Genomic DNA, 26,994 nt, shown 5'->3' with positions numbered 1-26,994 from the left:
AAACTTTTTTTGTTACAAATTATGTTCGGATAATGAAATGTTCTTTTTCCTGTTCGGTTCTAAAGAAAACAATTCCCCATTGAAAGGTGTCGATAGTTACGGTAACTTTTGGATGATTTTTTATGGTTTCCCATGCTTCTTCCATGTCTTTGCTCCAGTGAATGTCGTCAAAAATCCATACGGTTTCGTTAGTAATTGTAGGCAAAAGCAATTCAAAATATTCTAACGTTGCTTGTTTGGAGTGGTTTCCGTCGAAATAGATTAGTTTCCAGTCGCAGTTTCCAGTCGCAGTTTCCAAATAGCTTGAGAATTCTGTATTTATAAATTCAATGTTGTTTAAATTTTGTAATTGAGATTGATTTTTTGCAATTGCCATTGTGTTCGGGCAACCTTCTAATGTATTTATTGCTGATTTTTTGTTTCCTAAAGCCAAAGCCGAAGTCGCTAATCCTAATGAAGTTCCAATTTCTAAAATAGTTTCCGGCTGAAAATATTTTGTTATTCGAAATAATAATTCTGCTCGTTTTTGAGAAATTCCAGCGGTTTTGGCAATTTTTGAGATTTGTCTTCTGTTTGATTTAAAAACTCTTGAACCAGCACCAAAATCAGTTACTTCGATGAAGTTTTTATTTTCTATAAGCGATTTTCGATATGATTTTAAAATGGAGTATTCAGGATATTTGGTTTTGTCATAAAAGCATTTCGTCACCAAATCAAATACAAACGGCGAATGAACTCCGTGTTCGTTGGTTGATTTTATAAGAAACTTAAAATATGAACGAATTATTCCCAACTGTTTTGCAAAAAATAAATGATGCACAAATCTACAAATAATCAGCAAATGCATTCGATAAATAGATGGAATAAAAAACTATTTTAATTCTTAAGGGTTTATTAATAATGTTATATTGCTATTTTTCACTATAAATTTTAAATTTGCCGTCTATGGCAAAATCTTTGGCAATATTATTCGCAGTAATTTATCTACTTCCGACGACTGTTTTATCGGAAGTATTAAAGTTGCCATTATTTGTGGAACATTATGCAGAATATCAAGGAGATTTGACCGATTTTTTGGTTCATCATTATGGCGGACACGAAAAAGATGCTGATTGGGAAACCGATCAGAAATTACCATTTATGGATTTAAATCCAACAATGACTTTTGTTTTTGATATGCCAAAAACAGATATTTTTGTTCCAAGACCTGAATTTTTTATAACTTCTAAAGAAGTTACTGATTTGTATAAAAAAGACTTCACAAACGATTACCTCACCGAAATTTTTCGACCTCCACAAATTAGCTGATAGAACTATTTTTTGACTTTTTTAAGCCGTCACAATTGTGATGGTTTTGTTGAATTTTTATTTTCAATCAGTTTATGTTAAATAAAATTATTGAGTTTTCCGTTAGGAATAAACTCATCATAGCTCTTTTTACTTTAGGGCTAATTATATTCGGGACTTATGAAGCAACCCGATTACCTATTGATGCTCAACCTGATATTACAAATAATCAGGTTCAGGTTATAACGGTTGCACCTTCTTATGGAGCAGCCGATATAGAGCGATTGGTCACTTTTCCAATAGAACAAGCAACCAGCAATATCAGCGGAATTATAGAAATGCGTAGCTTTTCACGTTTTGGATTATCACTTGTAACAATAGTTTTTGATGATGATACCGATGTGTATTGGGCACGGCAACAAGTTTCGGAGCGATTACAGTTAGTAAAAGATCAGATACCAGAAGGAATTGGAAATCCTGAATTAGGACCTATTTCAACTGGACTTGGAGAAATTTTTCAATATGTTGTCAGAGCTAAAAAAGGCTATGAGAAAAAATATGATGAAACCGAACTTCGAACAATACAAGATTGGGTTGTAAGACGCCAGTTATTAGGCACAAAAGGTGTTGCCGAAGTGAGCAGTTTTGGAGGAAAATTAAAACAATATGAGATAGCTATTAATCCAAATCGATTACAGGCTTTTAATCTTACGATTGATCAGGTTTTTAAAGCATTGGAGGAAAATAATCAAAATACTGGTGGTGCGTATATTGAAAAGAAAGAAACAGTGCTTTTTATTCGCAGTGAAGGACTTTTAGGAAGTATTGAAGATATTGGCAATATTCCTGTAGTTGTATCAGGAAAAGGAATTCCGGTAGTGATAAAAGATGTGGCAGAAGTAAAAATAGGTCATGCTATTCGTTATGGAGCAATGACTTATAATGATACAGGAGAAGTTTCGGGAGCAATTATTTTAATGCTAAAAGGAGAAAATGCCAATCAGGTTATTACTAATATAAAAGAGCGTTTAAAAGAAATAGAAAAATCACTTCCCGAAGGTGTTGTCATTGAACCGTTTTTGGACAGAGCAAAAATGGTTAAAAATACAATCAGCACAGTAGAGACCAATTTAGCCGAAGGAGCATTAATTGTAGTCTTTATTTTGGTCTTGTTTTTAGGAAATTTCCGTGCTGGTTTTCTTGTTGCTTCGGTAATTCCACTCTCGATGATGTTTGCTATAATCATGATGAATATTTTTGGTGTTGGTGGGAATTTGATGAGTTTAGGTGCATTGGATTTTGGACTTATTGTGGACGGAGCTGTTATTATCGTTGAAGCCGTACTACATCAACTGGCACATAAAAAGCATTTTGGACTAAAAAATGAGCTTACTCAAAAAGAAATGGATAATCAGGTTACAGAATCAGCGACTAAAATGGTTAATAGCGCTGTTTTTGGACAAATAATTATTCTGATCGTGTATCTGCCAATTCTTTCTCTTCAGGGAATTGAAGGAAAAATGTTTAAACCGATGGCGCAAACAGTAGCTTTTGCACTTATTGGAGCGTTTTTACTTTCACTTACTTATGTTCCGATGATGAGTTCATTGGTTTTAAGCCGAAAAAAGAAACTAAAGCAAAATGTTTCTGATAGAGTTATGGCTTGGCTAGAAGAAAAACACCATAACTATCTTATCAAAGCAATGAAGTATAGAAAAATGGTTCTTGCTACAGTTTTAATATTGTTTGCAGGTTCAATAATTGTGCTTTCGCAAATGGGTGGAGAATTTATACCTTCTTTGGAAGAAGGAGATTTTGCTGTCGAAATGCGAATACTTCAGGGAAGTAATATTGAAAAAACCAAGGAAGTAACAACACGCGCATCGGAAATATTACTGAAAAATTTTCCTGAAGTTGAGAAAACTGTGGTTAAAATAGGTAGTGCTGAAATTCCAACCGAACCTATGCCGATGGATGCTGGAGATATGATTATCGTACTGAAACCAAAGAAAGAATGGACATCTGCTAAAACATTTCCTGAACTATCAGAAAAAATGAGTGAAGCACTTAAAGTAATTCCCGGATTGACGACTGGTTTTCAGTTTCCGGTTCAGATGCGTTTTAATGAATTGATGACAGGAGCACGTCAGGATGTCGTATGTAAAATTTATGGGCATGATTTGGATAGTTTGGCTTATTATTCTGAAAAATTGGGAAGTATTATCAATTCAGTTGAAGGTGCTCAGGATCTTTATATAGAACCTATTGTTGGTGCGCCACAAATGGTGATTTCTTATAATCGTGCGGCACTTTCAAGATATAATGTGTCAATTTCGGAAGTAAACCGCATCGTAAACATGGCTTTTGCAGGACAAACTGCAGGATTAGTTTATGAAGGTGAGCGTCGTTTTGATTTAATTGTTCGATTGGATGAAGAACAGAAAAAAGATATTGATCAAATCAAAAATTTACTGATTCCTACGCCTGGAGGAATTCAAATTCCTTTAAATCAATTGGCTGATGTTGAAATGAAAAACAGTCCAAACCAAATTCAGCGCGAAGATACTAAGCGAAGAGTTGTGGTAGGCTTCAATGTTAGAGGAAGAGATGTTCAAAGTATAGTGGAAGAATTACAGAGTAAAGTTGAAGCAAAAATTAAACTGCCAAATGAGTATTCTGTTACCTATGGTGGAGCTTTTGAAAATCTGAATCAGGCAAAAGAAAGATTAAGTATTGCGGTACCAGTTTCATTGGCTTTGATATTTTTATTATTGTTTTTTGCTTTTGGTTCTGTTAAACACAGTTTATTGATTTATACAGCTATTCCGCTTTCAGCCATTGGAGGGATTTATTTTTTGGCGCTTAGAGGAATGCCTTTCAGTATTAGTGCAGGTGTTGGTTTTATAGCTCTTTTTGGTGTAGCGGTACTTAATGGAATTGTGCTTATTGCTGAATTCAACCGACTGAAAAGTAATGGAATTACCAATACATCACGTATTGTGCTCCTTGGAACCCGTATTAGACTACGTCCTGTATTGATGACTGCTTTTGTAGCATCATTAGGATTTTTGCCTATGGCAATCAGTAATGGTTCAGGAGCAGAAGTACAGAGACCTTTGGCAACGGTTGTTATTGGCGGATTACTGTTGGCAACATTCCTTACATTATTTGTTTTGCCAATTTTATACATATTGTTTGAAAATATTAAAAAACCAAAAATGAAACGTTTTAGAAAAAGAAAAATAGCCATCATTATTTTGTTTTGTTTTTTAGGAGTTGAAACGATGAATGCACAGGAAACTATCACTATCGAAAAAGCATTGGAACTAGCTGAAAAGCAAAATCTTGAGATGAAAAGTAGCAAACTCTTGACTGAATATCGTCAAAAACTGAAAGGAGCGTATCTCGATATACCGCAAATGGAAGTAATTGGACAATATGGAAAAATACAAGGATTGGAAAATGATAACACGTTTTCAGTTACTCAAAGTATGAACTTTCCAACGGTTTATGCTAAAAAGAAAAAAATGCTTACTCAGGAATGGAATGCTGGTTTATTGGAACAAAATTTAACAAAACTTCAAATTGAAAAATCGGTTTCAGAGGTTTTCTATCGGATGATTATTTTAAAAGAGAAGCAAAGATTGTTGTTATTTACAGATAGTCTTTTTGTTGAATTTGCTCAAAAAACAGAATTGAAGTTTAAATCAGGCGATGTCAATATTCTAGAGCAATCTTTTTCAGAAATTCAGCGAGAACAGATTGCAGTTCAGCTTAAATCTCTCAAAACAGAATTGACAATGCTGGAAATGCAGTTCCAGTTACTTTTACAATCGGAAATAAAATATATTCCGATTGCAGCTTCGTTTAAAGCAGAGCTTAATAATCTAACTTCTGATAAACAAAATCATCCTGAACTTCAGTTGATGCAACAACAAGTTGAAATAAGTAAGACTGAAGCCAGTTTAGAACGACAAAAGTTATTACCTGATTTGAGTTTTGGATTTGCTACTCAAAGTATGTTAGGAATTAATGATAATCGTTTTAATTATTATCAATTAGGTCTGGGAATTCCTCTTTTTTCACAAGGACAGCGCACGATTTCCAAAGCTGCTAAAAGTAAAATTACTATAGCTGAAAATGAATATAAACGTAAAGAAGCTTCATTTGGTACGTTTTTGCAACAATCATGGAATGAATATCAGAATAATATTGAGATTGCTGATAACTATGAAAAAAAGCAATTACCTAAAGCAAAACTCATATTAGAAACTTCAAAGAAACGATTACAAACCGGTGATATTGATTATCTCGAATGGGTTGTGCTGACAAATCAGGCGGTGAAAATTCAGTCTGATTATATAGAATCACTTGACAATCTTAACCGTTCGATTATTGAACTTAACTATTTGACTTCAAATTAATACTAAATTATGAAACGCATATCATTATATATATTATTTATTGTTTTTACTTTTTCCTGCGGGAAAAAAGAGAATACCGATGAGAAACAGGAGAAAACAATTGAAAATTCTGTAAAACTTTCAGACGAACAGATAAAAACTATTGGATTAACGACGACTTTATTACAACAGAAAGCTATTGATAAAACGATTCGTTTAAATGGAAAAGTGACTGTTTCTCCATCACATTTGGTTTCTGTTTCAAGTATTATTGGAGGAAGAGTGAAGTCAATTTCAGTTTTACCTGGAAATCACTTTAAAAAAGGTCAGCTGTTGGCTGTTTTAGAAGACGAACAGTTTGTACAATTACAACAAGATTATCTTATTGCGAAAGCTAAATTAGAATCCGCAAGATTAGATTATGAAAGACAAAAAGGACTTAATAGTAATAAAGCTAGCAGCGACAAAACATTTCAATTAGCTGAAGCTGAATATAAAACTATTGCTGTTACCAAAAAGGCTTTGGAAGAAAAATTAAAACTAATTTACATTAATCCAGAAACGTTAACAGCCGAAAATATTAGCAGTTCAGTAGCTATTAAAGCTCCGTTTAACGGAGTGGTGAGTAAAATAATAGTCAATACAGGGCAATATGTAAATGCTTCCGAAATTTTGATGGAATTGATTAATACCGATGGATTATTGTTAAGTCTGAAAGCTTTTGAAAGCAATATTACTGGATTGTATGTCGGGCAGAAAATTTTGGCTTATACCAATCAAAATCCAGATAAAAAGTTGAAAGCCAAAATCATTAGTGTTGTTCCTAATATTGAAAATGATGGTTCAGCAGATATTGTTGCTCGTTTTAGTGCTTCTTATCCTGAGGTGATTTCAGGTTTGTACATTAATGCCAATGTAACGCTTAAAAATTTTAATACAGGAAGTTTACCAGAAAAAAGCATCGTTTCTTTTGAAAATAACAATTATGTTTTTGAAAAAACAAATGATAATGTCTTTGTATTAACTCCTGTAAAAATAGGCAACAGTAGCAACGGTTTCACAGAAATTATCGATTCAGAAAAATTAATAGACAAAAAAATAGTAGAAAAAGGAGCTTATGACTTATTGATGGCATTGAAAAATCAAGTTCAGGAATAGCCAAAAGAGATTTTGTGTTTTGTGAATTTTTTAGGAATATATTTTTTATTTTTATACTGGTAAAGTGTTAATATATGCCTGAAACAAAAACAAATGTTGGCAATGAAACTTCAAAAAAGTATCTTCCATTAATCTTAGGAACTGCAATTTTTATGCAGATGTTGGATTCTACAATTTTGAATACTTCATTACCAGCCATTGCAAAAGATTTAAACGAATCTCCTTTAAACATGCAAAACGCCATTGTGAGTTATGTACTTACTTTGGCGTTATTTATGCCTGTCAGTGGCTTTTTAGCCGATAAATTTGGTACTAGAAAAACATTTGTTTTTTCATTGTTTTTATTTGCATTGGGTTCACTATTGTGTTCACTTTCTCAAGATTTATCTCATTTAGTGATATCTAGAATTATTCAGGGAATAGGCGGAAGTTTGATGACGCCTGTTGGTAAATTGGCTTTAATAAGAACATTTCCAAAAAAAGAATTGCTCAAAGCAATGAATTATGCAATTGTTCCGGCTTTAATCGGTCCAGTTCTTGGTCCGTTAGTTGGTGGTTATATGGTAGATTATTTGTCGTGGCATTGGATTTTCTTAATCAATATTCCTATTGGGATTTTGGGAATGATAATGAGTTTGAAATTTATGCCCGATTATAAAGCTGAGATATTAAACTTTGATTTTAAAGGATTTCTCATCTTTGGCGCAGCATCTTTACTACTTTCGGTTTCACTCGAAATGTTAGGAAATACTATTCATATAACTCCTGTTTTATTTACGTTGATTTTAGGTTTTTTGATGCTTTATATGTATTTCCGTCATGCCAAAACAGATGATAATCCTATTTTTCCATTGAATTTATTTCAGGTAAGGACTTTCAGAGTGGGAATTTTAGGGAATTTGGCAACACGTCTAGGAATTAGTGCAGTTCCTTTACTTATTCCGATGATGGTTCAGATTGCTTATGGCGAATCTGCTGTAACTTCGGGTTGGATTGTCGCACCAATGGCGCTTACAGCGATGTTCGGAAAATCATCAGTAATCAAAATATTGAATAAATTCGGATATAGAAAAACCCTTATGGCAAATACTTTTATACTCGGATTTTTGATTTGTAGCCTTGCTATTTTTAGTAGAGAAAATTCTATTTACTGCTATGTTCCTTTGGTGGCAGCTATGGGATTTTTTAATTCCATACAATTTACTTCTATGAATAGTATTTCTATTTCTGATTTACGAAATTATCATACCAGTAGTGGAAATTCTTTGGTTTCTGTTAATCAACAACTTGCTATAGGTTTTGGCGTCGCTTTTGGACTTGTTATATTGAAACTATTTCAGGCTGATGTAAAATTGGTACACAATGAAATTCATAATGCATTTCGTTATACATTTCTGGTAGTAGGAAGTCTGACAATTTTATCCGGATTTGTTTTCCGCCGACTACATTATAAAGACGGTGAAAATCTTAGAACAGATGATTGATTCTATTCCTCCATTTTAGAACTTAATTCAAACCAACGTTCTTCTTTTTCTTCCAGTTTTTCAATAACTTTTTGAAGTTCGTTTGCTTTGGTTTCAATAGCAGCATCAGCAACTTTTCCTTCGGAAAAAAGATTTTCGATTTGTTTCTTTTCGTATTCTAAATCTTTGATTTCGCGTTCCAGTTTGTTGAATTCTTTTTGTTCGTTAAAGTTTAAGCCCGAAGCAGTCGAGTTGTTTTGTTTCCAACTATTTTTCTCCGTATTAACCGAGTTTAATTCTTTTTTTGTGGGTTCAACACTGTCTTCATACGCTCTAAAATCGGAATAATTTCCTGGGAAATCTTCAATTTGTCCTTCGCCACGGAAAATAAATAAATGATCCACAATTTTGTCCATGAAATATCTATCGTGAGAAACCACAAGCAAACATCCAGGATAATCCAAAAGGAAACTTTCCAAAACATTTAGCGTAACAATATCCAAATCATTCGTTGGTTCATCCAGAATAAGAAAGTTTGGATTTTGGATTAAAACCGTACACAAATACAGTCGTTTCAATTCGCCACCGCTTAATTTTTCAACATAATCGTATTGTTTTTTAGCATCAAAAAGAAAACGTTCTAACAACTGCGAAGCCGAAATAATTTTTCCTTTCGTCAGCGGAATGTATTCGCCATATTCTTTAATGATATCAATTACTTTTTGTCCTGGTTTTGGGTTAATTCCGCTTTGCGTATAATAACCCACTTTAATCGTTTCTCCAATAGTAACTTTTCCGCTATCAGGAACGATAGTTTTGGTTAAAATATTCAGGAAAGTCGATTTTCCTGTTCCGTTTTTACCAATAATTCCAATGCGTTCGCCACGTTGAAAATCATAGGTAAAATTGTCAAGAATAACCTTGTCTTTAAATTGTTTATTTAATTTGTGAAGCTCAATAATTTTGCTTCCCATTCGTTCCATATTGATTTCCAGCTCAACTACATTTTCTTTTCTGCGGCTTTCAGCAACTTCTTTTATTTTATAAAAATCGTCCTGACGCGATTTCGATTTGGTTGTTCTTGCTTTGGGTTGTCTTCGCATCCAAGCCAACTCTTTCACAAAAAGATTTTGCGCTTTGTCAATCGTCGAGTTTTCCATCGCAATTCGCTCTTCTTTTTTCTGCAAATAATAAGAGTAATTTCCTTTATAAGAATATAATTTTCCGTTATCAAGTTCGATGATTTCATTACAAACTCTTTCCAGAAAAAAGCGATCGTGCGTAACCATAAACAAAGTGATATTTTCTTTAGCAAAATAACTTTCCAGCCATTCAATCATTTCCAAATCCAAATGGTTTGTTGGCTCATCCAAAATCAATAAATCCGGACGATTAATCAAAATAATAGCCAGCGACAAACGCTTTTTTTGTCCACCTGAAAGCGATTTTACTTTCAGTTTCAAATCGTCCAATTTTAGTTTGGACAAAATTTGCTTGAATTGCGTTTCAAAATCCCAAGCATTATGACGATCCATTTCATCAAAAGCCAATTGGTATTTCTCTTCATCTTCAGGATTTTCCAACGCTTTTTCATAGCGTTCAATTACCTTCAAAATATCGTTATCACTAGCAAAAATACTTTCCTCAATCGTCAATTCGTCTTGCAAATTATTATTTTGCGATAAGAACGCCATTTTAATGCCTTTTCTAATGATAATTTGCCCAGTATCAGGTTCATCATCACCATTAATCATGCGCATAATTTGGGTTTTTCCCGAACCATTTTTGGCAATAAAAGCAATTTTTTGATCTTTGTTAATACCAAAAGAAATGTCTTTAAACAATGTTCTTTCGCCAAACGATTTCGATATATTTTCTACAGAAAGATAATTCACAATATTATTTTTTACGATTGCAAAAGTAGTTCATTACAAAGCAAGAAGCAATCTTTTCTTTTGGAACGAATCGTTCGGGATTTATCGGTATTCCTTTTTCCCGCTTTTCATTACAATCTGTCATCTCGTTAGAAAAACGAGATAACAGGATTTCCATTTCAATCGGGGTTAAAAGGTAATCGTCTTTTGTGTCTTTATACAATTGTTGAATCTGAATGAATTGCACAATGATTTTTATACAATTGAGGTTAGTTTTTTTGCAGTTTTTATGTTTAAAATTGCTTGAAAACACATTGATGTTAAAAAGTTAAATTTTTGTAATTTACTGTTTATCAATTTTATATTTACTTGAAAATATATTTTCATATATCTTTTTACAAAATTATCATTAAGTGAATTAAGTTTGATATAAACAAAATCTTATAAAAATGAGAAAATATTTTAAAGCTTTATTACTAGTTAGTTTTATGCTAATTATTAACCAGTTTTTGGTTGCTCAAACAAAAGATAATTTTTTTGAAAAACAAGTTGTTGTGGCTGATGTTAATTTTGATAATATCAAAGATGTTATTCAAATTTATCAAGACACGATTAATCCAAAAGCAGTTTACAGGTTGGAAATTAGTTTGGCTGAAATTGATAGCGTAGGCAAATATGAAATAGTTTCAACAGAAAAAGCAATAAAACCTGATTTTCCAGATGCAGAAACAATAGATGATAGATTTTGGTCTGGTGAAATGTTTGATAGGGTAGAAGTTGAAAATGGAATTTTATTAATTCGTTTTAATTTTATGCGAGGTTATTATGTTCATAAATACAAATTTAAAGATAATTCGTTTGAACTTATTTATGTTAAAAGAGTTACAGGAAGCCCTGATTATTTAGAAGAAATAGATTATGATTTGTTATCAGGTGAGAGAAAAACTAAAATACAAGAAGGAAGTAAAAAACCAGTAATTAGTAAAGTTATTCACAAGATTTCTCCGTTACCAAAATTAGGTGAGTTTATTCCATTCGAAAACAAACATTATTAATTTTTAAAATTTATAAATATGCAAAATCAACAAAAGTGGTATCAAAAGCAAGTAACAGTAGTTTTATTTTTAATTTTCTTTTTTCCTGTTGGACTATTTTTAATGTGGAAATATAGTTTGTGGTCTCAAACTACGAGAGTTGTAGTTTCTGTTTTCTTCAGTTTACTTATTTTAGGGAATTTAAGTAAGGAATCTACTTCAAAACCTTTTAGTTCTACAGATAATGCAAAAAAAATAACTTTCGATGAGGCAAAACAGTTTATGGAAACTAGATTAAGTAATGTGAATCAAACATTAATGGCATCAAAAACAGTTTTTTTTGATGGAAAGAAAGTTTATATGTTTATGTCTGTAGCAGAAGATGGTTCTACTTGTATATCTGGGATATCAGAATTTCAGTTAGAAGTAATGTCTACTGATTGTGGAAATACTGAAATGAAAATTCAAGAGTGGAACAATTTATAATCTCATGAGTAGAGTTAGTTTATCACCATGTATAATTTCATGGGCAAAATTTGCTTTAGAAATTAAGTTTAATGAACCGCAAAATTCAAAAAAGTGCTCTGAAAAATATTGGATTAGAATTATTGATTGTCTAGTTCAGATTTACCCTGATTCTCATAAAAATAAAAAGAAAGCATATAAAAAATTTTATTTAGTAAAAAAATGAAAAATCTAATTTTCACCTTTTTTTTGTTGGTATTTGTAACAGCAAAAGCACAAAAAGTACATTCTGTGCAATACGCAAATCAAGCCGATATTAAAGTGTTTGTTGTAGATTATCCAAACCAAGCCGATTTATTGGTTTACAAAGTAAAATACACAAATCAAGCAGTTAAAAATGACGGGAATTGGTTTTTTACAGAATATGCCAATCAAGCAGACAAAAAAATATTTTTTGTAAACTACTCAAATCAAGCTGATATTAAAGTTTATTTTGTAGAATATCCAAACCAAGCTGGTTGGGTTAATAATTCTAAAAAACAATTATTTTATTAGTTTTAAAAATACCGAGGATTTAACTGTATTTCTTTAATACGTTTGTCTTCGGTGTTTTTTTGTGTTATAAATAAATTGTTTTCATCAATTTCTAAGATGAAAGCTAGTTTTTGTTTTAATCCATTTAAAACCAAATCCTTTTTCTTAGTCAAAGTATTATATGGAGTGTTGTCATTTTTAGAAAAGAAATCAACTACTTCATTCATAGCTAAAGGTGTGTTCTTGTTTTTAAATAAAAAGAGTAATAAATCTTTTTCTTCATTCAATAAATTGTTGATTAATTTATCTTTAAAGTAAAAATTAGAATCTTTTAAAATTATTTTACTTTCATAAGTTGGTTTTGCTTTTCTTTTTAAATAGAAAAATAGAAATCCAAATGTTAAAAATAGAAATGCAATTGTAGTGTATAAAAGCGGTGAATTTTGAGTTTCAAATAATTCTTCTTCATTTGTAAATTCACTTTTATAACTTTCATAATCTTCAACAATAATTTCTAATTTTCTATTTCCATCATTTGAATTTCCTAAGGCATAAAAAATTTCGTTTGTTATAGGATTAAATTTTTCAAAATATGAAAACGAATATTTATCTCTTGGTTCGGTAGATTTTAGAGCATTATTATCAAAGTCAAATTCGAATAATTTTCCATAATCATAAATGTTTTTGTCATTTATGAAACTGTTGTAATATTCAAAATTGATTGATTGTTTGTCTTTTAGTTCCCCTATATTAATCCATTCTTTTGTGTTAAGATTCAATTCCCAAATATCATTTAATTTGATATTTTTTGTAGTAGTTAAATTAGTTTCAAAATTATCAGTCAATCCACCAATTAAGTATAGTTTTTCATTCTTTTGAAAGATTAGTGAATTTGCTCTTGGTTCAGGTAATTTTTTATAATTGGAATATTTTACTAATTCCCATTCTTTGGTTTTAAAATCAAACTTTGTTAAAATGTTTTTAAATGTAAATAAACCATAACCACCAAAATAATAAATTTCATCTTTGTAAACAAAAGTCGAAGCCATGAATTGATTCTTGTGTTCAAATGAATTATCAATTCGAATTATGGAATCATTTTTAAATTCATAAACTGTTCCGCATCCATTATGAACTAAATAATTTTTTCCTTTTATGTGGAAGAAATTATAAGGGAAATTGTCTTCTTTTGGAATTGCATTAAATTTTAAGGTATTTTTACTCCAAGTTTTTGATTCAAACTTTTTTGAATAGTAAAATTCGGGATTAATAAAAATTAAATATTTTCTATTTTTAAAATCAATACCAGTTTGAAGATAATTGTCTTTTAATGTCAGTTTTTCTTGTGAAAAAGTGAGATTTATAGCAAAAAAAAGAATTACAATTCTTAGCATAAGTTATTATTTCAGTACAAAAATAGTATGAATTATTGAAATTTAAAATTATACTTTTTCTAGATATAAATTTTACTTATTTTTGATAAGCAATATTAATTTAAGCATGACTTCCAAAAAGAAAAATACAATAAACGAACCATCAGAAGTGTATGAAACAACTTCAAAAGTTGAAACAACTTCCGAGGAATTGCATCCAGTTTTAGTCAAATTGTTAGAGAAATCTATTCAAGATGCCAAGGATGGCAAAGGTATTTCACACGAAGAAGCAATGAAGCGAATAAAAGAAAAAATAGCTTCTCTAAAATGAATTATAAAATAATTTGGCAACCAAATTCTGTGATTACTTTTGAAGAAGAAATAGATTTTATTTTCCGCAAATGGAATTATAAAGAAGTTAATAATTTTCAAGAGTTGGTTGTAGAAAACCTAATTAGATTATCCAAAAATCCAAAGATTGGAATTTACAATTTTCCTTTACAAGTTTATACATTAGTAATTTCAAAACAAACTACACTATATTACAGTTTTGATGAAGAAAGAAGTGTAATTGATTTACTTTTATTTTGGAACAATCTAAAAAATCCTGAAGATTTAGAAAAATATCTGTGATTCATTTTTTTGGTATTTGGAATTTGTTTATTGATATTTGAATTTTCAAATTCGTATGCAACTATCCGTAATCATCCTCAATTATAACGTCCGTTATTTTCTTGAACTCTGTGTTTTGAGTGTGCAAAAAGCCATTCAGAATATTGATGCCGAGATTATTGTAGTTGACAATAATTCGTCGGATGATAGTTGTGCAATGATGGCAGCACGTTTTCCAAACATCAAATTAATTCAAAACAAAACCAATTTTGGTTTCCCAAAAGGAAATAATATTGGTGTTGACCAAGCCAAAGGCGAATACATTTGCATTCTAAATCCAGATACTGTTGTCGCCGAAGATACATTTGAAAAAATACTGAATACTAAAAACTGGCAACTGAACACTGGAATTATTGGTTGCAAGCTCATCGACGGAACAGGAAACTTTTTGCCCGAAAGTAAGCGTGGCGTTCCAACACCTTGGGTTGCTTTTACCAAAATTTTCGGATTGTATAAAATTTCAAATCTTTTTGGTAAATATTATGCGCAACATTTAGCTGAAAATCAATCGGGAAAGGTTGATATTCTAGTTGGTGCTTTTATGGTAATGAAACGAAGTTTGTACCTTGAAGTTGGCGGATTTGATGAAAACTGTTTTATGTATTCGGATGATATCGATTTGAGCTATATGGTCAAAAAATCGGGTAGAGAAAATTACTATTTTGCCGAAACTTCAGTGATACATTATAAAGGAGAAAGCACTGTTCGTGATGAAAAATACATGAAGCGTTTTCAAGAAGCGATGAATTTTTTCTATAAAAAACATTTTAAGAAGTCATTATTTTTCAGCGGATTTATGAAAATTGGTGCTTTTGTTTTTTCTAAAATTAAAAAATCACAACAAAAAAATAGAAGTAAAATAGTAGATAACTATATTTTCTTCACAAAAAGAGAATTACAATTACCTTTGGAAAAATCAGTTATTTATCAATCTAATCTTCTTGGTTTTTCCTTTAATAAAAGTAAACATACCGAAATTATCTTTGATATTCAGTCATTTTCGTTTAAAGAAATTATTGATTTTATGCAAAAACATAAAGCTGCAACTATCACTTATAAAATGTATTTGCCACAGTCAAAAGTAATTATTGGCAGTAATCACGCAAACGATATAGGAGAAATTATAAATTTATCAAAAATTGCATAATTCGTAGTGTTTGCTCAAAACAATTAGTATTTTTGCATCGAAATTTAAAACACACAACTTTAGTTTATAGATATGGCAAAGTTTGAATTGAAATTACCTAAAATGGGTGAAAGTGTTGCTGAAGCAACAATTACGAATTGGCTAAAAAATGTTGGCGACAAAATCGAAATGGATGAAGCTGTACTTGAAATCGCTACGGATAAAGTAGATAGCGAAGTTCCAAGTGAAGTTTCTGGAGTTTTGGTAGAACAACTTTTTGGTAAAGATGATGTCGTAAAAGTAGGTCAAACCATAGCTATTATCGAAACTGAAGGTGGAAGTTCATCTGCTGAAAATAGTTCTGTCACATCGAGCGCAGTCGAGATGCCAATTGCTGTTGCAGAAGTTACCAAAACTATTGAAGTAGCAAAAGAAACTGTCACTCCAGCTGATTTTTCTGGTTCTGATAAATTCTTTTCGCCATTAGTGAAAAATATTGCGCAACAAGAAGGTGTTTCTGTAGCTGAATTGGAAAGTATTTCAGGTTCAGGAAAAGATGGTCGCGTAACGAAAGACGATATTTTGAATTTTGTAAAAAATAGAACTAATCAGCCAGTTGTAGCACAAACGGTTACTCCAGTTGCACAACCTGTTGTTCAAAATGTTCAACCTACAACAACTTCTGCAGTTCCAGTTTCAGTAAATGGTGGAGATGAAATTGTAGAAATGGACAGAATGCGTAAGTTAATTTCTGGTTATATGGTTGCATCGGTTCAAACTTCGGCTCACGTTCAATCCTTTATTGAAGTAGATGTTACCAATATTGTAAAATGGCGTGATAGAGTGAAAAATGCTTTTGAAAAACGCGAAGGCGAAAAATTGACATTTACTCCAATTTTCATGGAAGCAGTTGCCAAAGCATTGAAAGATTTCCCTGGAATGAACATTTCTGTTGATGGCGATTATATCATCAAAAAGAAAAATATCAACCTTGGAATGGCTGCGGCTTTACCAAACGGAAATTTGATTGTTCCTGTGATTAAAAATGCGGATCAATTGAATTTAGTGGGAATGGCAAAAGCGGTAAACGATTTAGGAAATCGCGCGAAAGCCGGAAAATTAAAACCAGACGATACTCAAGGCGGAACTTATACTGTAACAAATGTTGGAACTTTTGGTTCTGTATTTGGAACTCCAATTATCAATCAGCCACAAGTTGGAATTTTAGCGCTTGGAGCGATTAGAAAAGTTCCTGCGGTTATAGAAACTCCAGAAGGTGATTTCATCGGAATTCGTCAAAAAATGTTCTTGTCACACAGTTATGACCACAGAGTTGTTGATGGTGCGCTTGGCGGAAGTTTTGTAAAACGAGTTGCTGAGTATTTAGAAGCTTTTGATGTAAACAGAGAATATTAAAATTTAAAAAACCGTATCAGTTTAAAATTGATACGGTTTTTTAATTTTTGGGCATTTCTAAGTTAAAAAGCGACTTCACTTTTATACTGAATATCATTAATGTTATTCGGATTCAATTCATATCTGTATAAACCAAAATTACCAATTGCATAAAGCGTATTGTTATTTATAATAATATCAAAACATTCTTTATTGATTGTATTTACTAATACTGGTTCAGCTGGATTTTGAATATCAAATATTTTTATTACATCGTCACAAACTAAAAGGTAGTTGTTGTAAAGACTTAATCCTTTTGGATAAGAGAGATTTCTTGAGTGAATTAATATTGGATTATTTACATCTGTAGTATTATAAACTTGTAGCACATTCAAATTATTTCCACAAAAAGTACCCGAATGTAAAGTTACAAATGCATGCGTAGCATTAGCAACAACTGGATCACAAGCTGTAAAATGTTGAGCTTGTGATAACAAAACAGGATTTTCTGGATTTTCTATTGAATAAATAAACATCCCATTTCTAGAACCAATAAATAAATAATTTTCAAAAGAAAACAATGTTTCAATATTAAAACCAACTTCAACTTCATTTACACTTACAGGACTTGACGGATTTAAAAGAGAAAACACATTCAATTTTGAATTATCTACTCCATAAAGATAGTTGCCTTTCAATGCAAAAATAGCCAAAGAACCACCTTGTCCATCACTTGTTTCGTTGTTATTTTGATCTGTTGAACAACCAAAGAATAATACTGATAGTAAAAGAATAATATTTTTTTTCATAATTAATTTGAATTGGTCCAGTCAATAACAATTTGATTTTGTTTTTCTTTTGCCATAAAACCGTCGGGAGAAATTTTAGGCGGAAAAGCATTTTTTATTCGATTAGTGACTACAATTGAATTAGTAGAAATAGTATAGTTAATTGTAACTAAATCGGTTGCTTGATTGACAAATAAAATATTATTTCGAATGGCAACATCTGTAGCACCAGGAATGTTTATATACCCAATTTTTACAGGATTATTTGGATTGGAATAATTATAAATTTGAAATCCTTTGTTTACATCATTTAAGTACATTATTTCATCTTTAATGTATATTTTTCCTGATTTTAAAGTTGGTTTGGCAGCTTCAAATTTTATAGAATTTTCAAAATCAGAACGTTTCATATAAACAGGTTTGAAACTACTTCTGGAATCAACTTCTCCAAATCCAAAACAGCTTGAGAAAAGATAGTAAGCAAGTAGTAATGTCGAGTAATTCTTTATTGTCATAGTAATTTTATTTTTAAGACGTAGCAATGTACAAAAGGTTGCGTTTAATAATTGCTAGTTAAAGAGATTTAATAATTTGTTTAAATAAAAAACACCTTTGAAAGCTATTAACTTTCAAAGGTGTTTTTTATAATAATATATTTTAAAACTACTTTCTCTTCAAAACTTTTTCAACCGCTTCCACAATCGCTTGATTGTTTAGCTTGTATTTTTCCATCAATTGGTCTGGTGTTCCACTTTCGCCAAAACTATCGTTTACAGCAACGAATTCTTGTGGAACTAAATGATTTTGAACCAAAGTTCTCGAAACACTTTCGCCCAAACCACCAATAATATTGTGTTCTTCGGCAGTAACTACACAACCAGTTTTCTTAACCGATTTTAAAATTGCTTCTTCGTCAAGAGGTTTAATCGTGTGAATATTAATTACTTCAGCAGAAATTCCTTTGGCTTCTAATGCTTCAGCAGCAATCAACGCTTCCCAAACTAAATGTCCGGTAGCAATAATTGTTACATCAGTTCCTTCGTTTAACATAATTGCTTTTCCAATCACAAAAGGTTCGTCAGCAGGAGTGAAGTTTGGCACAACTGGACGACCAAAACGCAAGTAAGCTGGACCATGATGTTCTGCCAATGCAATAGTTGCAGCTTTGGTTTGGTTGTAATCACAAGTATTGATTACCGTCATTCCAGGTAACATTTTCATCAAACCGATGTCTTCCAAAATTTGGTGTGTTGCACCATCTTCGCCCAGTGTTAAACCAGCATGCGAAGCACAAATCTTCACGTTTTTATCTGAATAAGCCACCGATTGACGGATTTGATCATAAACTCTTCCGGTAGAAAAGTTAGCAAACGTACCTGTAAAAGGAATTTTTCCACCTATAGTTAATCCGGCAGCAATTCCAATCATATTAGCTTCTGCAATTCCTATTTGGAAAAAACGCTCTGGATGGTTTTTCTTAAAATCGTCAAACTTCAAAGAACCAATTAAGTCAGCACAAAGTGCTACGACATTTTCATTTTTTTGTCCCAATTCGGTCATTCCAGCACCAAATCCTGAACGAGTATCTTTACTTCCTGTATTTTCGTATTTTTTCATTTGTTGTATTGTTTTATTTTTATGTTGTCAACGGTTAGTATTGTGTTTATTTTTTCTTTTCGCACTAAAGTATGTGTAGTTTTAAATCCATAACGATTTTTAATTTTAATGCTTGTTGGAATTCCTCGAATTTCTGGAAATATGTTATTTAGATTAATTCCATGGACTAAAGGAAAAATAATATTTTTATTAGCAATTAATTCTGAGTTATCTATAATTATTTCTATTTTAGAATCAACTCTTTTTTTCTTTTCGTTACGATAAATTAAAATTGTGACTTCTGTTTTTGTACTATCTATCTCTTTTTTTGTGACATTATAAAAAGGGTTAGTTCTATAATAATTAGATTCTTCTTCCCATTTTCTGCTACAGCGATAATTGAATTTTATTGAATCACCGTTATTTATAACTTCATGCTCGTGAATGAGTTTTTTTTTAGTATCGGTAATTCCACCATAAATTTCGCCAGATCTATCAAAAACCCATAGTTCATAGCTTTCATCATTAGAGTTATAAAAATACATATGATATCGATTATCATCTTTACTGTCTTTATACTCTAAAAAACCATCAAAATGATATTCTTGACAAAAAAAACTTTGGCAAAAAAAGAATAAAATAAAAAGTGTAATTTTTTTCATAGAATTAAATTGAAAACTTCTTCATCAAAAAGTCTTAATACTTAATACTTCGAACTTACTACTAATAATCACCCAAAGTCTCAGCATTTTGAGCTAAACCAGTTGCCAATTGATCGTCGTTTGGTGCTTTTCCGTGCCAAGCATGCGTATGCATCATAAAATCAACGCCATTACCCATAACCGTGTGTAATAAAATACAAACTGGTTTTCCTTTACCCGTTCTACTTTTAGCTTCTTCCAATCCAGCAATGATAGCGTCAATATTGTTTCCTTCTTTGATTTCTAAAACATCCCAATCAAATGCTTCAAATTTAGCTTTCAAATTCCCTAAAGATAAAACATCATCAGTTGAACCATCAATTTGCTGACCGTTGAAGTCAACAGTTGCAATGATATTGTCCATTTTTTTAGCCGAAGCATACATGATTGCTTCCCAGTTTTGACCTTCTTGCAATTCGCCATCACCAAGCAAAGCATAAACCAAATGGTTGTCTTTGTTAAGTTTTTTAGCTTGTGCCGCACCAATCGCTACTGATAATCCTTGTCCTAATGAACCCGAAGCCATTCTAATTCCTGGTAAACCTTCGTGTGTAGTTGGATGTCCTTGTAATCTCGAATTTAGTTTTCTGAAAGTTGCCAATTCCGATACTGGAAAATAACCACTTCTTGCTAAAACGCTGTAGAAAACAGGCGAAATGTGACCGTTTGATAAGAAAAATAAATCTTCTCCAATACCGTTCATCTCAAAACCTGAATTGCGTTTCATTTGATGTTGGTACAAAACCGTAAAAAACTCAGCACAACCAAGCGAACCACCTGGATGACCAGAGTTTACAGCATGAACCATACGAAGAATGTCTCTTCTAACTTGTGTTGTAAAATCTTGTAAATGTTGCGTGTTAGACATTTTATGTAGTTAAAAATTTAATGTCGCAAAAGTAATTCTATTTTTCTCGAAAGGCAAAAACTTTATTTAGAAGTTATTAAAAGTTTTGAGTGTTTTTTTACTTATGTTAAAATATTTCATATTTCTTAAATCCTAAATCCGAATTAATTTATCTTTGCCGACTATAATTGTACAAATGAAATTCGATTTACTACAAAAAGATACACAGTCAAAAGCCAGAGCAGGAACAATAACTACTGATCATGGCGTAATTGAAACACCAATATTTATGCCTGTTGGAACCGTTGGAACCGTAAAAGGTGTTCATCAGCGCGAATTAAAAGATGATATCAATCCCGATATTATTCTTGGGAATACCTATCATTTATATCTTCGTCCACAAACCGAAATTCTCGAAAAAGCTGGAGGTTTGCATAAATTCATGAATTGGGATAGAAATATTTTAACCGATTCTGGTGGTTATCAAGTGTATTCGCTTTCTGCTAATAGAAAAATTAAAGAAGAAGGAGTAAAGTTTAAAAGTCATATAGATGGTTCGTATCACTTTTTTACGCCCGAAAATGTAATGGAAATTCAGCGTTCTATCGGTGCCGATATTATCATGGCGTTTGATGAATGTACACCATATCCATGTGATTATCGTTATGCAAAACGTTCGATGCACATGACACATCGTTGGTTGGACAGATGTATCATGCATTTGGATAAAGTACCATTCAAATATGGTTACGAGCAAACTTTTTTCCCAATAGTACAAGGAAGTACATATAAAGATTTACGTCAACAATCGGCAGAATATATTGCTAATGCAGGACAACAAGGGAATGCTATCGGAGGTTTATCTGTTGGTGAACCAGCCGAAGAAATGTATGCCATGACTGAAGTGGTTTGTGAAATTCTTCCAGAGGACAAACCACGATATCTAATGGGAGTTGGAACACCAATCAATATCTTGGAAAATATTGCTTTGGGAATTGATATGTTTGATTGTGTGATGCCAACGCGCAACGCAAGAAATGGAATGCTTTTCACAGCCAACGGAACAATCAACATGAAAAACAAAAAATGGGAAGCCGATTTTTCGCCAATAGACGAAATGGGAATCACATTTGTTGATACACAATATACCAAAGCTTATTTACGTCATTTGTTTACCGTAAACGAATTACTAGGAAAACAAATCGCAACCATTCATAATTTAGGTTTCTACATGTGGTTGGTTCGCGAAGCCAGAAAACATATCTTAGCCGGAGATTTTAGAACATGGAAAGATATGATGGTGAAAAATATGAGCCAACGATTATAAGTTAATTTGATGATTTGGTAATTCGGTAATTTTTATCGAATAACCAAATAAACGAATAACCAAATAAACATTTATGCTAAAAATAATTGATAAATACATTTTAAAACGCTACTTAGTAACATTTATAGTAATGTTGTTGATGTTTATTCCTATTGGAATTATTATCGATGTATCTGAAAAAATCAATAAAATTTTAGCCAATAAAGTCCCTTTTATTGAAGTAGCAAAGTATTATTTAGACTTCACTATTTATTTTGCCAATCTATTATTCCCGATATTTTTGTTCTTGTCGGTTATTTGGTTTACGTCAAAATTGGCTAATAATACTGAGATTATTGCTATCCTGAGTTCTGGAATTTCGTTTACACGATTTTTGCGACCTTATTTAATTGGAGCGACAATGGTTTCGGTTTTTGCATTGGTTATGAATGTTTTTTTGATGCCAAGTGCAGCAGATGGTTTTAAGAGTTTTAGGTATAAATATCTCAACAACAATAGTGCAAGCGTAAAAGACGATTCCAATGTTTTTAGACAAATAAGCAAAGACGAATATATTTATGTAAGTAGCTTTAACGATCAGTCTAAAATGGCTTTCAACTTTTCTATGGAAAAATTTGAAGGCGATAAATTGAAGTATAAATTAAGTGCATCACGAATAAAATTCAACCCAAAAGATAGCACATATACCATTTTTAATTACACTAAAAGAAAAGTTGGAATATTAAACGACATCATTGAAAAAGGCGAAAAGAAAGATACTGTTTTTTCTTTTGATTTAGATGATTTAACGCCAGTTGTTTACATTGCGGAAACGTTACCATTAAATGAATTGAACAAATTTATTGAGAAAGAAAGAGAACGTGGTTCGTCTAATATCAATACCTATTTGGTGGTTTTGTATAAAAAATACAGTATTCCAGTTTCGGCATTTATTTTAACGATTATTGCGGTTTCGGTTTCTTCCATGAAACGTCGTGGTGGAATGGGAATGAACCTCGCTATTGGAATTATTCTTGCCTTTGGTTTTGTGTTTTTAGATAAAGTCTTTGGAGTACTTGCCGAAGCTTCGACTGCTCCACCATTATTAGCCGTTTGGACACCAAATATTCTTTTTGGAGTTTTAGCAATTTTCCTTTTACGAAATGCTAAGCGATAACACAAAAAGTTATTTACATCTTCATTTGATAGTATTCATTTGGGGATTTACCGCCATTCTTGGTGCGTTGATTTCTTTGGATGCTTTGCCGTTAGTTTGGTTCAGAATGCTTTTTGCCGTTGGATTTATAGCTGTTTTTATCTATTTCAAAAAACTTCCATTACGAGTTTCTAAAAAATCGTTGTTGCAATTTATTTTCGCCGGATTAATCATTGCCTTGCATTGGTTTACCTTTTTTAAAGCCATCAAAGTTTCCAATGTTTCCGTAACCTTAGCATGTTTATCAACAGGAGCATTTTTTGCATCATTATTGGAACCTATTTTATACGGAAAAAAAGTGGTTTGGTATGAAGTTTTCCTCGGTATTATCGTTGTTTTTGGATTATATATCATTTTTAACGTCGAAGGAAATTATTGGGAAGGAATAATTCTCGCCTTGATTTCGGCTTTTCTTTCGGCACTTTTTGCAGTAATAAACAGCAAATTTGTAAAAGAACACGATGCAACGGTTATTTCATTTTATGAACTCGCAGGTGGTGTTTTTTTCTTTTCGATTTTCTTGCTTTTTGGCAATAGTATCAATGCCGATTTTTTTCAATTAACAACACAAGATTTTGTATACTTATTGATATTAAGTTCGGTTTGTACAGCTTATGCTTTCATTGCATCAACCTCAGTAATGAAATTTTTAAGTCCATATACTGTAATGTTGACCATCAATTTGGAACCTATTTATGGAATAATTTTAGCCGTACTTATTTTTAAAGAAAAAGAGCAAATGAGTTTCGAATTTTATATTGGTGCTTTGATAATCTTATTTACTGTATTACTGAATGTTATAATCAAAAGTCGAAAAAAAGCGGTTCAATCTCATTGATTTTTTTTCAACTAATCTGTCAAAATTTACTTGTATCACAATAGAATATTTTATATTTGCTGTTCGGTTAAACAAAACTACAACTTATGGAATACTTAGATTTTGAACTTCCAATCAAAGAATTAGAAGATCAACTAGATAAATGTCAAATCATTGGTGCAGAATCAAACGTTGATGTTACCGCTACTTGCAAACAAATCGAGAAAAAATTAGAAGAAACTAAGAAAAAAATATATAAAAACCTAACGGCTTGGCAACGAGTTCAACTTTCTCGTCATCCTAATAGACCATACACTTTAGAGCACATTGAAAACCTAACCAAAGGTACTTTTTTAGAACTTTTTGGAGATAGAAGTTTCAAAGATGATAAAGCTATGGTTGGTGGTTTAGGTAAAATTGATGGTCAGTCATTTATGCTTATCGGTCAACAAAAAGGTATTAATACTAAAATGCGTCAGTTGCGTAACTTTGGTATGGCAAATCCTGAAGGTTACAGAAAAGCACTTAGATTAATGAAAATGGCAGAAAAATTTAATATTCCTGTAGTAACATTAATCGATACTCCTGGAGCTTATCCTGGTTTAGAAGCCGAAGAACGCGGACAAGGTGAAGCCATTGCTAGAAATATTTTAGAAATGTGTCGTTTAAAAGTTCCTGTAATTTGTGTAATCATTGGCGAAGGTGCTTCTGGTGGTGCATTAGGAATTGGTGTTGGAGATAGAGTTTTAATGATGGAAAACACTTGGTATTCTGTAATTTCTCCTGAATCGTGTTCATCTATTCTTTGGAAAAGTTGGGAATATAAAGAACAAGCTGCTGAAGCATTAAAATTGACTTCTGCCGATATGAAAAAACTAAAATTAGTTGACGATATTATTCCTGAACCACTTGGTGGAGCACATTATGACAAAGCAACAACATTCAAAACAGTTGAGCAATACATAATGAAAGCCTTTAATGAACTAAAAGATTTATCAACAGAAGAATTAGTGGCGCAAAGAATGGATAAATACAGCAAAATGGGCGAATACAAGGAGTAAAATCTTATAAAATATTGTTAAATCCGTCTCGCCAATAACGAGGCGGTTTTTTTATGGTTATCAACAAAAAAATGAAACTTATGAACATCTTTTTTGAATAACTCAATCCTATTTTTTTTTATAAAATAATTACTTTCGCTAAATGGAAAATCTCAAAAATATCAACCCAATTAAAGTAGACAAAACTACTATCATAAATCTTGAAAAAGGTAAATTACCTCCACAAGCACTCGACCTTGAAGAAGCTGTGCTTGGTGCAATGATGATTGATAAAAAAGGAGTTGATGAGGTTATCGATATTCTTCAGCCAGATGCTTTTTATAAAGATGCGCATAAACACATTTTTGAAGCTATTTTTCAGTTATTCACAGATTCGCAACCTATTGACTTATTAACCGTTTCGGCTCAGTTAAAAAAGAATGGAAAATTAGAATTGGCTGGAGGTGATTTTTATTTAATTCAGCTTACGCAAAAAATATCTTCGTCGGCTCATATTGAGTTTCACTCCAGAATTATTCTGCAAAAATTCATTCAACGTAGTTTGATAAAAATATCATCTGAAATCATTGAAGAATCTTATGACGAATCGACCGATGTTTTTGATTTACTAGACAAAGCCGAATCGAAATTATACGAAGTAACACAGGGAAATATTAAACGAAGTTCAGAAACGGCTCAAAGTTTAGTTATTCAAGCCAAAAAGAGAATTGAAGAAATTGCCAATAAAGAAGGATTATCTGGAATTGCCACTGGTTTTGAAAAATTAGACAAGGTAACTTCCGGTTGGCAACCTTCCGATTTGATTATTATTGCTGCTCGTCCTGGTATGGGTAAAACGGCGTTTGTCCTTTCTATGGCTCGAAATATGGCAATTGATTTTGGTGCGCCAGTTGCCTTGTTTTCTCTGGAAATGTCTTCGGTTCAGTTGATTACACGTTTAATTTCTTCGGAAACAGGTTTGTCTTCAGAAAAACTTCGTACCGGAAAATTAGAAAAACACGAATGGGAACAACTTTCAACCAAAGTAAAAGATTTAGAAAAAGCACCTTTGTATATAGACGATACGCCTTCGTTATCCATTTTTGATTTAAGAGCCAAAGCACGTCGTTTGTCTTCTCAACACGGAATCAAAATGATTATTGTGGATTATCTTCAGTTGATGACAGCTGGCGGTGGAGGAAAAGGTGGCGGAAATCGTGAACAAGAAATTTCAACTATTTCCCGAAATTTAAAAGCATTAGCAAAAGAACTCGAAGTTCCAGTTATTGCATTGTCTCAGCTTTCTCGTGCGGTTGAAACACGTGGTTCAAGTAAAAGACCATTACTTTCTGACCTTCGTGAATCGGGAGCAATTGAGCAAGATGCCGATATCGTTTCGTTTATTTATCGCCCAGAATATTACAAAATTGACGAATGGGATGATGATGAACATTCACCAACCGAAGGTCAAGCCGAGTTCATCATCGCAAAACACAGAAATGGTTCGTTGGAGAATATTCGTTTGAAATTTATAGGAAGTTTAGGTAAATTTGATAATCTTGATGAATTTGGAAGCATGTATGACGATTTACCATCCAGAATGAATTTGGATGACAATCCTTTTATGACCAAAAATTTACCTTCTGCTAATGAGGCATTTGGAAGTAATATAAATTCCGAAGCCGATGATGATAGCGATGTGCCGTTTTAATAGTATTTAGTCTAGAAGTATTAAAAGCGTGAGGACAATTTTAATTATTCTCACGCAAGCTAACTAAAGGAAAGTCTCAATTTCCTAAGATAAAATCTATTGCAAATAATAGTGTTATTATTAAATATAAAGCGATTGATAGTAACGCTATTTTTTTATGTAACGGCAAGTTTTTCATTCTTTTTTTC

General features: G+C 31.9%; 24 protein-coding genes. 16 read left to right on the top strand and 8 right to left on the bottom strand.

All coding sequences use genetic code 11. From position 1 onward, the window contains the following. Nucleotides 1-19: 19 nt before the first annotated feature. Nucleotides 20-793, bottom strand: a complete 774-nt coding sequence (locus G6042_RS06295; protein ID WP_235933213.1) for an O-methyltransferase — start codon at nucleotides 791-793, stop codon at nucleotides 20-22. 152 nt (nucleotides 794-945) lie between these two features. On the opposite strand from G6042_RS06295, the gene G6042_RS06290 reads away from it, so the two are divergent. The 4 genes from G6042_RS06290 (at nucleotide 946) to G6042_RS06275 (ending at nucleotide 8,332) form a co-directional block, all read left to right on the top strand. Then, nucleotides 946-1,308 (top strand): hypothetical protein, encoded by a 363-nt coding sequence (locus G6042_RS06290; protein WP_169523456.1) that lies wholly within the window; start codon nucleotides 946-948, stop codon nucleotides 1,306-1,308. 74 nt (nucleotides 1,309-1,382) lie between these two features. Then, entirely contained in the window at nucleotides 1,383-5,711 is a 4,329-nt protein-coding gene (locus G6042_RS06285) for a CusA/CzcA family heavy metal efflux RND transporter (protein WP_169523455.1), read from the top strand. Between the two features lie 9 nt (nucleotides 5,712-5,720). Next, nucleotides 5,721-6,848 carry an efflux RND transporter periplasmic adaptor subunit gene (locus G6042_RS06280; protein ID WP_169523454.1) on the top strand — a complete coding sequence of 376 codons (1,128 nt, stop codon included), beginning with the start codon at nucleotides 5,721-5,723 and terminating at the stop codon, nucleotides 6,846-6,848. Nucleotides 6,849-6,922: 74 nt separating this feature from the next. Beyond that, complete coding sequence (locus tag G6042_RS06275; RefSeq protein WP_169523453.1) at nucleotides 6,923-8,332, top strand: MFS transporter; 1,410 nt, start codon at nucleotides 6,923-6,925, stop codon at nucleotides 8,330-8,332. Nucleotides 8,333-8,334: 2 nt separating this feature from the next. Here the strand turns inward: G6042_RS06275 and G6042_RS06270 are convergent, their stop codons facing one another. Further along, the gene (locus tag G6042_RS06270) at nucleotides 8,335-10,206 is read right to left on the bottom strand and encodes an ABC-F family ATP-binding cassette domain-containing protein (protein WP_169523452.1); all 1,872 of its coding nucleotides are present in this window, start codon (nucleotides 10,204-10,206) and stop codon (nucleotides 8,335-8,337) included. A 428-nt stretch (nucleotides 10,207-10,634) separates the two neighbouring features. Between G6042_RS06270 and G6042_RS06265 the strand changes: the two genes are divergently transcribed. The 3 genes from G6042_RS06265 (at nucleotide 10,635) to G6042_RS06255 (ending at nucleotide 12,239) form a co-directional block, all read left to right on the top strand. Beyond that, nucleotides 10,635-11,240: a hypothetical protein gene (locus tag G6042_RS06265; RefSeq protein WP_169523451.1), complete on the top strand. Its 606-nt coding sequence runs from the start codon at nucleotides 10,635-10,637 to the stop codon at nucleotides 11,238-11,240. A gap of 18 nt (nucleotides 11,241-11,258) precedes the next feature. Beyond that, a complete protein-coding gene (locus G6042_RS06260; RefSeq protein ID WP_169523450.1) occupies nucleotides 11,259-11,705 on the top strand; it encodes a hypothetical protein in 447 nt (148 codons plus the stop codon). Between the two features lie 201 nt (nucleotides 11,706-11,906). Continuing rightward, entirely contained in the window at nucleotides 11,907-12,239 is a 333-nt protein-coding gene (locus G6042_RS06255) for a DUF6150 family protein (protein WP_169523449.1), read from the top strand. Nucleotides 12,240-12,241: 2 nt separating this feature from the next. Here G6042_RS06255 and G6042_RS06250 read toward each other — a convergent pair whose 3' ends face one another. Then, complete coding sequence (locus G6042_RS06250; RefSeq protein WP_169523448.1) at nucleotides 12,242-13,612, bottom strand: Kelch repeat-containing protein; 1,371 nt, start codon at nucleotides 13,610-13,612, stop codon at nucleotides 12,242-12,244. Between the two features lie 82 nt (nucleotides 13,613-13,694). Between G6042_RS06250 and G6042_RS06245 the strand changes: the two genes are divergently transcribed. The 4 genes from G6042_RS06245 to G6042_RS06230 all read left to right on the top strand — a co-directional run bounded on the left by G6042_RS06245 (nucleotide 13,695) and on the right by G6042_RS06230 (nucleotide 16,805). Beyond that, entirely contained in the window at nucleotides 13,695-13,922 is a 228-nt protein-coding gene (locus G6042_RS06245) for a hypothetical protein (protein WP_169523447.1), read from the top strand. Next, on the top strand, nucleotides 13,919-14,224 hold the full coding sequence (locus tag G6042_RS06240) for a hypothetical protein (RefSeq protein WP_169523446.1): 306 nt from the start codon (nucleotides 13,919-13,921) through the stop codon (nucleotides 14,222-14,224). The genes G6042_RS06245 and G6042_RS06240 overlap by 4 nt, the downstream gene beginning before the upstream one ends. 55 nt (nucleotides 14,225-14,279) lie before the next feature. Beyond that, nucleotides 14,280-15,410 carry a glycosyltransferase family 2 protein gene (locus G6042_RS06235; protein ID WP_169523445.1) on the top strand — a complete coding sequence of 377 codons (1,131 nt, stop codon included), beginning with the start codon at nucleotides 14,280-14,282 and terminating at the stop codon, nucleotides 15,408-15,410. Nucleotides 15,411-15,482: 72 nt separating this feature from the next. Continuing rightward, the gene (locus G6042_RS06230) at nucleotides 15,483-16,805 is read left to right on the top strand and encodes a dihydrolipoamide acetyltransferase family protein (protein ID WP_169523444.1); all 1,323 of its coding nucleotides are present in this window, start codon (nucleotides 15,483-15,485) and stop codon (nucleotides 16,803-16,805) included. 62 nt (nucleotides 16,806-16,867) lie between these two features. Here the strand turns inward: G6042_RS06230 and G6042_RS06225 are convergent, their stop codons facing one another. The 5 genes from G6042_RS06225 to G6042_RS06205 form a co-directional block, all read right to left on the bottom strand. Further along, the gene (locus G6042_RS06225; protein WP_169523443.1) at nucleotides 16,868-17,593 is read right to left on the bottom strand and encodes an LVIVD repeat-containing protein; all 726 of its coding nucleotides are present in this window, start codon (nucleotides 17,591-17,593) and stop codon (nucleotides 16,868-16,870) included. A 2-nt stretch (nucleotides 17,594-17,595) separates the two neighbouring features. Further along, nucleotides 17,596-18,087 carry a hypothetical protein gene (locus G6042_RS06220; protein ID WP_169523442.1) on the bottom strand — a complete coding sequence of 164 codons (492 nt, stop codon included), beginning with the start codon at nucleotides 18,085-18,087 and terminating at the stop codon, nucleotides 17,596-17,598. Nucleotides 18,088-18,235: 148 nt separating this feature from the next. After that, complete coding sequence (locus tag G6042_RS06215) at nucleotides 18,236-19,189, bottom strand: transketolase family protein (RefSeq protein ID WP_169523441.1); 954 nt, start codon at nucleotides 19,187-19,189, stop codon at nucleotides 18,236-18,238. Continuing rightward, nucleotides 19,186-19,830, bottom strand: a complete 645-nt coding sequence (locus G6042_RS06210; RefSeq protein ID WP_169523440.1) for a hypothetical protein — start codon at nucleotides 19,828-19,830, stop codon at nucleotides 19,186-19,188. The genes G6042_RS06215 and G6042_RS06210 overlap by 4 nt, the downstream gene beginning before the upstream one ends. Nucleotides 19,831-19,891: 61 nt before the next feature. Next, entirely contained in the window at nucleotides 19,892-20,737 is an 846-nt protein-coding gene (locus tag G6042_RS06205) for a transketolase (RefSeq protein ID WP_169523439.1), read from the bottom strand. A 175-nt stretch (nucleotides 20,738-20,912) separates the two neighbouring features. On the opposite strand from G6042_RS06205, the gene tgt reads away from it, so the two are divergent. From tgt to dnaB, 5 genes are all read left to right on the top strand, one after another. Beyond that, nucleotides 20,913-22,043 (top strand): tRNA guanosine(34) transglycosylase Tgt, encoded by a 1,131-nt coding sequence (gene tgt, locus G6042_RS06200; protein ID WP_169523438.1) that lies wholly within the window; start codon nucleotides 20,913-20,915, stop codon nucleotides 22,041-22,043. A 73-nt stretch (nucleotides 22,044-22,116) separates the two neighbouring features. Beyond that, a complete protein-coding gene (locus tag G6042_RS06195; protein WP_169523437.1) occupies nucleotides 22,117-23,199 on the top strand; it encodes an LptF/LptG family permease in 1,083 nt (360 codons plus the stop codon). Then, nucleotides 23,186-24,076: a DMT family transporter gene (locus tag G6042_RS06190; RefSeq protein WP_169523436.1), complete on the top strand. Its 891-nt coding sequence runs from the start codon at nucleotides 23,186-23,188 to the stop codon at nucleotides 24,074-24,076. The genes G6042_RS06195 and G6042_RS06190 overlap by 14 nt, the downstream gene beginning before the upstream one ends. 86 nt (nucleotides 24,077-24,162) lie before the next feature. Next, nucleotides 24,163-25,116 (top strand): acetyl-CoA carboxylase carboxyltransferase subunit alpha, encoded by a 954-nt coding sequence (locus tag G6042_RS06185; RefSeq protein ID WP_169523435.1) that lies wholly within the window; start codon nucleotides 24,163-24,165, stop codon nucleotides 25,114-25,116. Between the two features lie 142 nt (nucleotides 25,117-25,258). After that, complete coding sequence (gene dnaB / locus G6042_RS06180) at nucleotides 25,259-26,806, top strand: replicative DNA helicase (protein WP_169523434.1); 1,548 nt, start codon at nucleotides 25,259-25,261, stop codon at nucleotides 26,804-26,806. The last annotated feature ends 188 nt before the right edge of the window (nucleotides 26,807-26,994 follow it).

The sequence above is a fragment of the Flavobacterium solisilvae genome, from assembly GCF_012911605.1.
Lineage (GTDB): Bacteria > Bacteroidota > Bacteroidia > Flavobacteriales > Flavobacteriaceae > Flavobacterium > Flavobacterium solisilvae.
Note: the sequence above shows the minus strand (reverse complement) of the source record. Positions and strands in the feature narration are given on the sequence as shown.

What these genes read in the sequence shown, in the direction of transcription:
- G6042_RS06215 (WP_169523441.1), bottom strand. Translation starts at nt 19,189, where the DNA reads ATGAAAAAATACGAAAATACAGGAAGTAAAGATACTCGTTCAGGATTT.
- G6042_RS06265 (WP_169523451.1), top strand. Translation starts at nt 10,635, where the DNA reads ATGAGAAAATATTTTAAAGCTTTATTACTAGTTAGTTTTATGCTAATT.
- dnaB (WP_169523434.1), top strand. Translation starts at nt 25,259, where the DNA reads ATGGAAAATCTCAAAAATATCAACCCAATTAAAGTAGACAAAACTACT.
- G6042_RS06290 (WP_169523456.1), top strand. Translation starts at nt 946, where the DNA reads ATGGCAAAATCTTTGGCAATATTATTCGCAGTAATTTATCTACTTCCG.
- G6042_RS06210 (WP_169523440.1), bottom strand. Translation starts at nt 19,830, where the DNA reads ATGAAAAAAATTACACTTTTTATTTTATTCTTTTTTTGCCAAAGTTTT.
- G6042_RS06280 (WP_169523454.1), top strand. Translation starts at nt 5,721, where the DNA reads ATGAAACGCATATCATTATATATATTATTTATTGTTTTTACTTTTTCC.
- G6042_RS06225 (WP_169523443.1), bottom strand. Translation starts at nt 17,593, where the DNA reads ATGAAAAAAAATATTATTCTTTTACTATCAGTATTATTCTTTGGTTGT.
- G6042_RS06235 (WP_169523445.1), top strand. Translation starts at nt 14,280, where the DNA reads ATGCAACTATCCGTAATCATCCTCAATTATAACGTCCGTTATTTTCTT.
- G6042_RS06240 (WP_169523446.1), top strand. Translation starts at nt 13,919, where the DNA reads ATGAATTATAAAATAATTTGGCAACCAAATTCTGTGATTACTTTTGAA.
- G6042_RS06205 (WP_169523439.1), bottom strand. Translation starts at nt 20,737, where the DNA reads ATGTCTAACACGCAACATTTACAAGATTTTACAACACAAGTTAGAAGA.
- G6042_RS06195 (WP_169523437.1), top strand. Translation starts at nt 22,117, where the DNA reads ATGCTAAAAATAATTGATAAATACATTTTAAAACGCTACTTAGTAACA.
- G6042_RS06255 (WP_169523449.1), top strand. Translation starts at nt 11,907, where the DNA reads ATGAAAAATCTAATTTTCACCTTTTTTTTGTTGGTATTTGTAACAGCA.
- G6042_RS06185 (WP_169523435.1), top strand. Translation starts at nt 24,163, where the DNA reads ATGGAATACTTAGATTTTGAACTTCCAATCAAAGAATTAGAAGATCAA.
- G6042_RS06250 (WP_169523448.1), bottom strand. Translation starts at nt 13,612, where the DNA reads ATGCTAAGAATTGTAATTCTTTTTTTTGCTATAAATCTCACTTTTTCA.
- G6042_RS06190 (WP_169523436.1), top strand. Translation starts at nt 23,186, where the DNA reads ATGCTAAGCGATAACACAAAAAGTTATTTACATCTTCATTTGATAGTA.
- tgt (WP_169523438.1), top strand. Translation starts at nt 20,913, where the DNA reads ATGAAATTCGATTTACTACAAAAAGATACACAGTCAAAAGCCAGAGCA.
- G6042_RS06260 (WP_169523450.1), top strand. Translation starts at nt 11,259, where the DNA reads ATGCAAAATCAACAAAAGTGGTATCAAAAGCAAGTAACAGTAGTTTTA.
- G6042_RS06285 (WP_169523455.1), top strand. Translation starts at nt 1,383, where the DNA reads ATGTTAAATAAAATTATTGAGTTTTCCGTTAGGAATAAACTCATCATA.
- G6042_RS06275 (WP_169523453.1), top strand. Translation starts at nt 6,923, where the DNA reads ATGCCTGAAACAAAAACAAATGTTGGCAATGAAACTTCAAAAAAGTAT.
- G6042_RS06220 (WP_169523442.1), bottom strand. Translation starts at nt 18,087, where the DNA reads ATGACAATAAAGAATTACTCGACATTACTACTTGCTTACTATCTTTTC.
- G6042_RS06230 (WP_169523444.1), top strand. Translation starts at nt 15,483, where the DNA reads ATGGCAAAGTTTGAATTGAAATTACCTAAAATGGGTGAAAGTGTTGCT.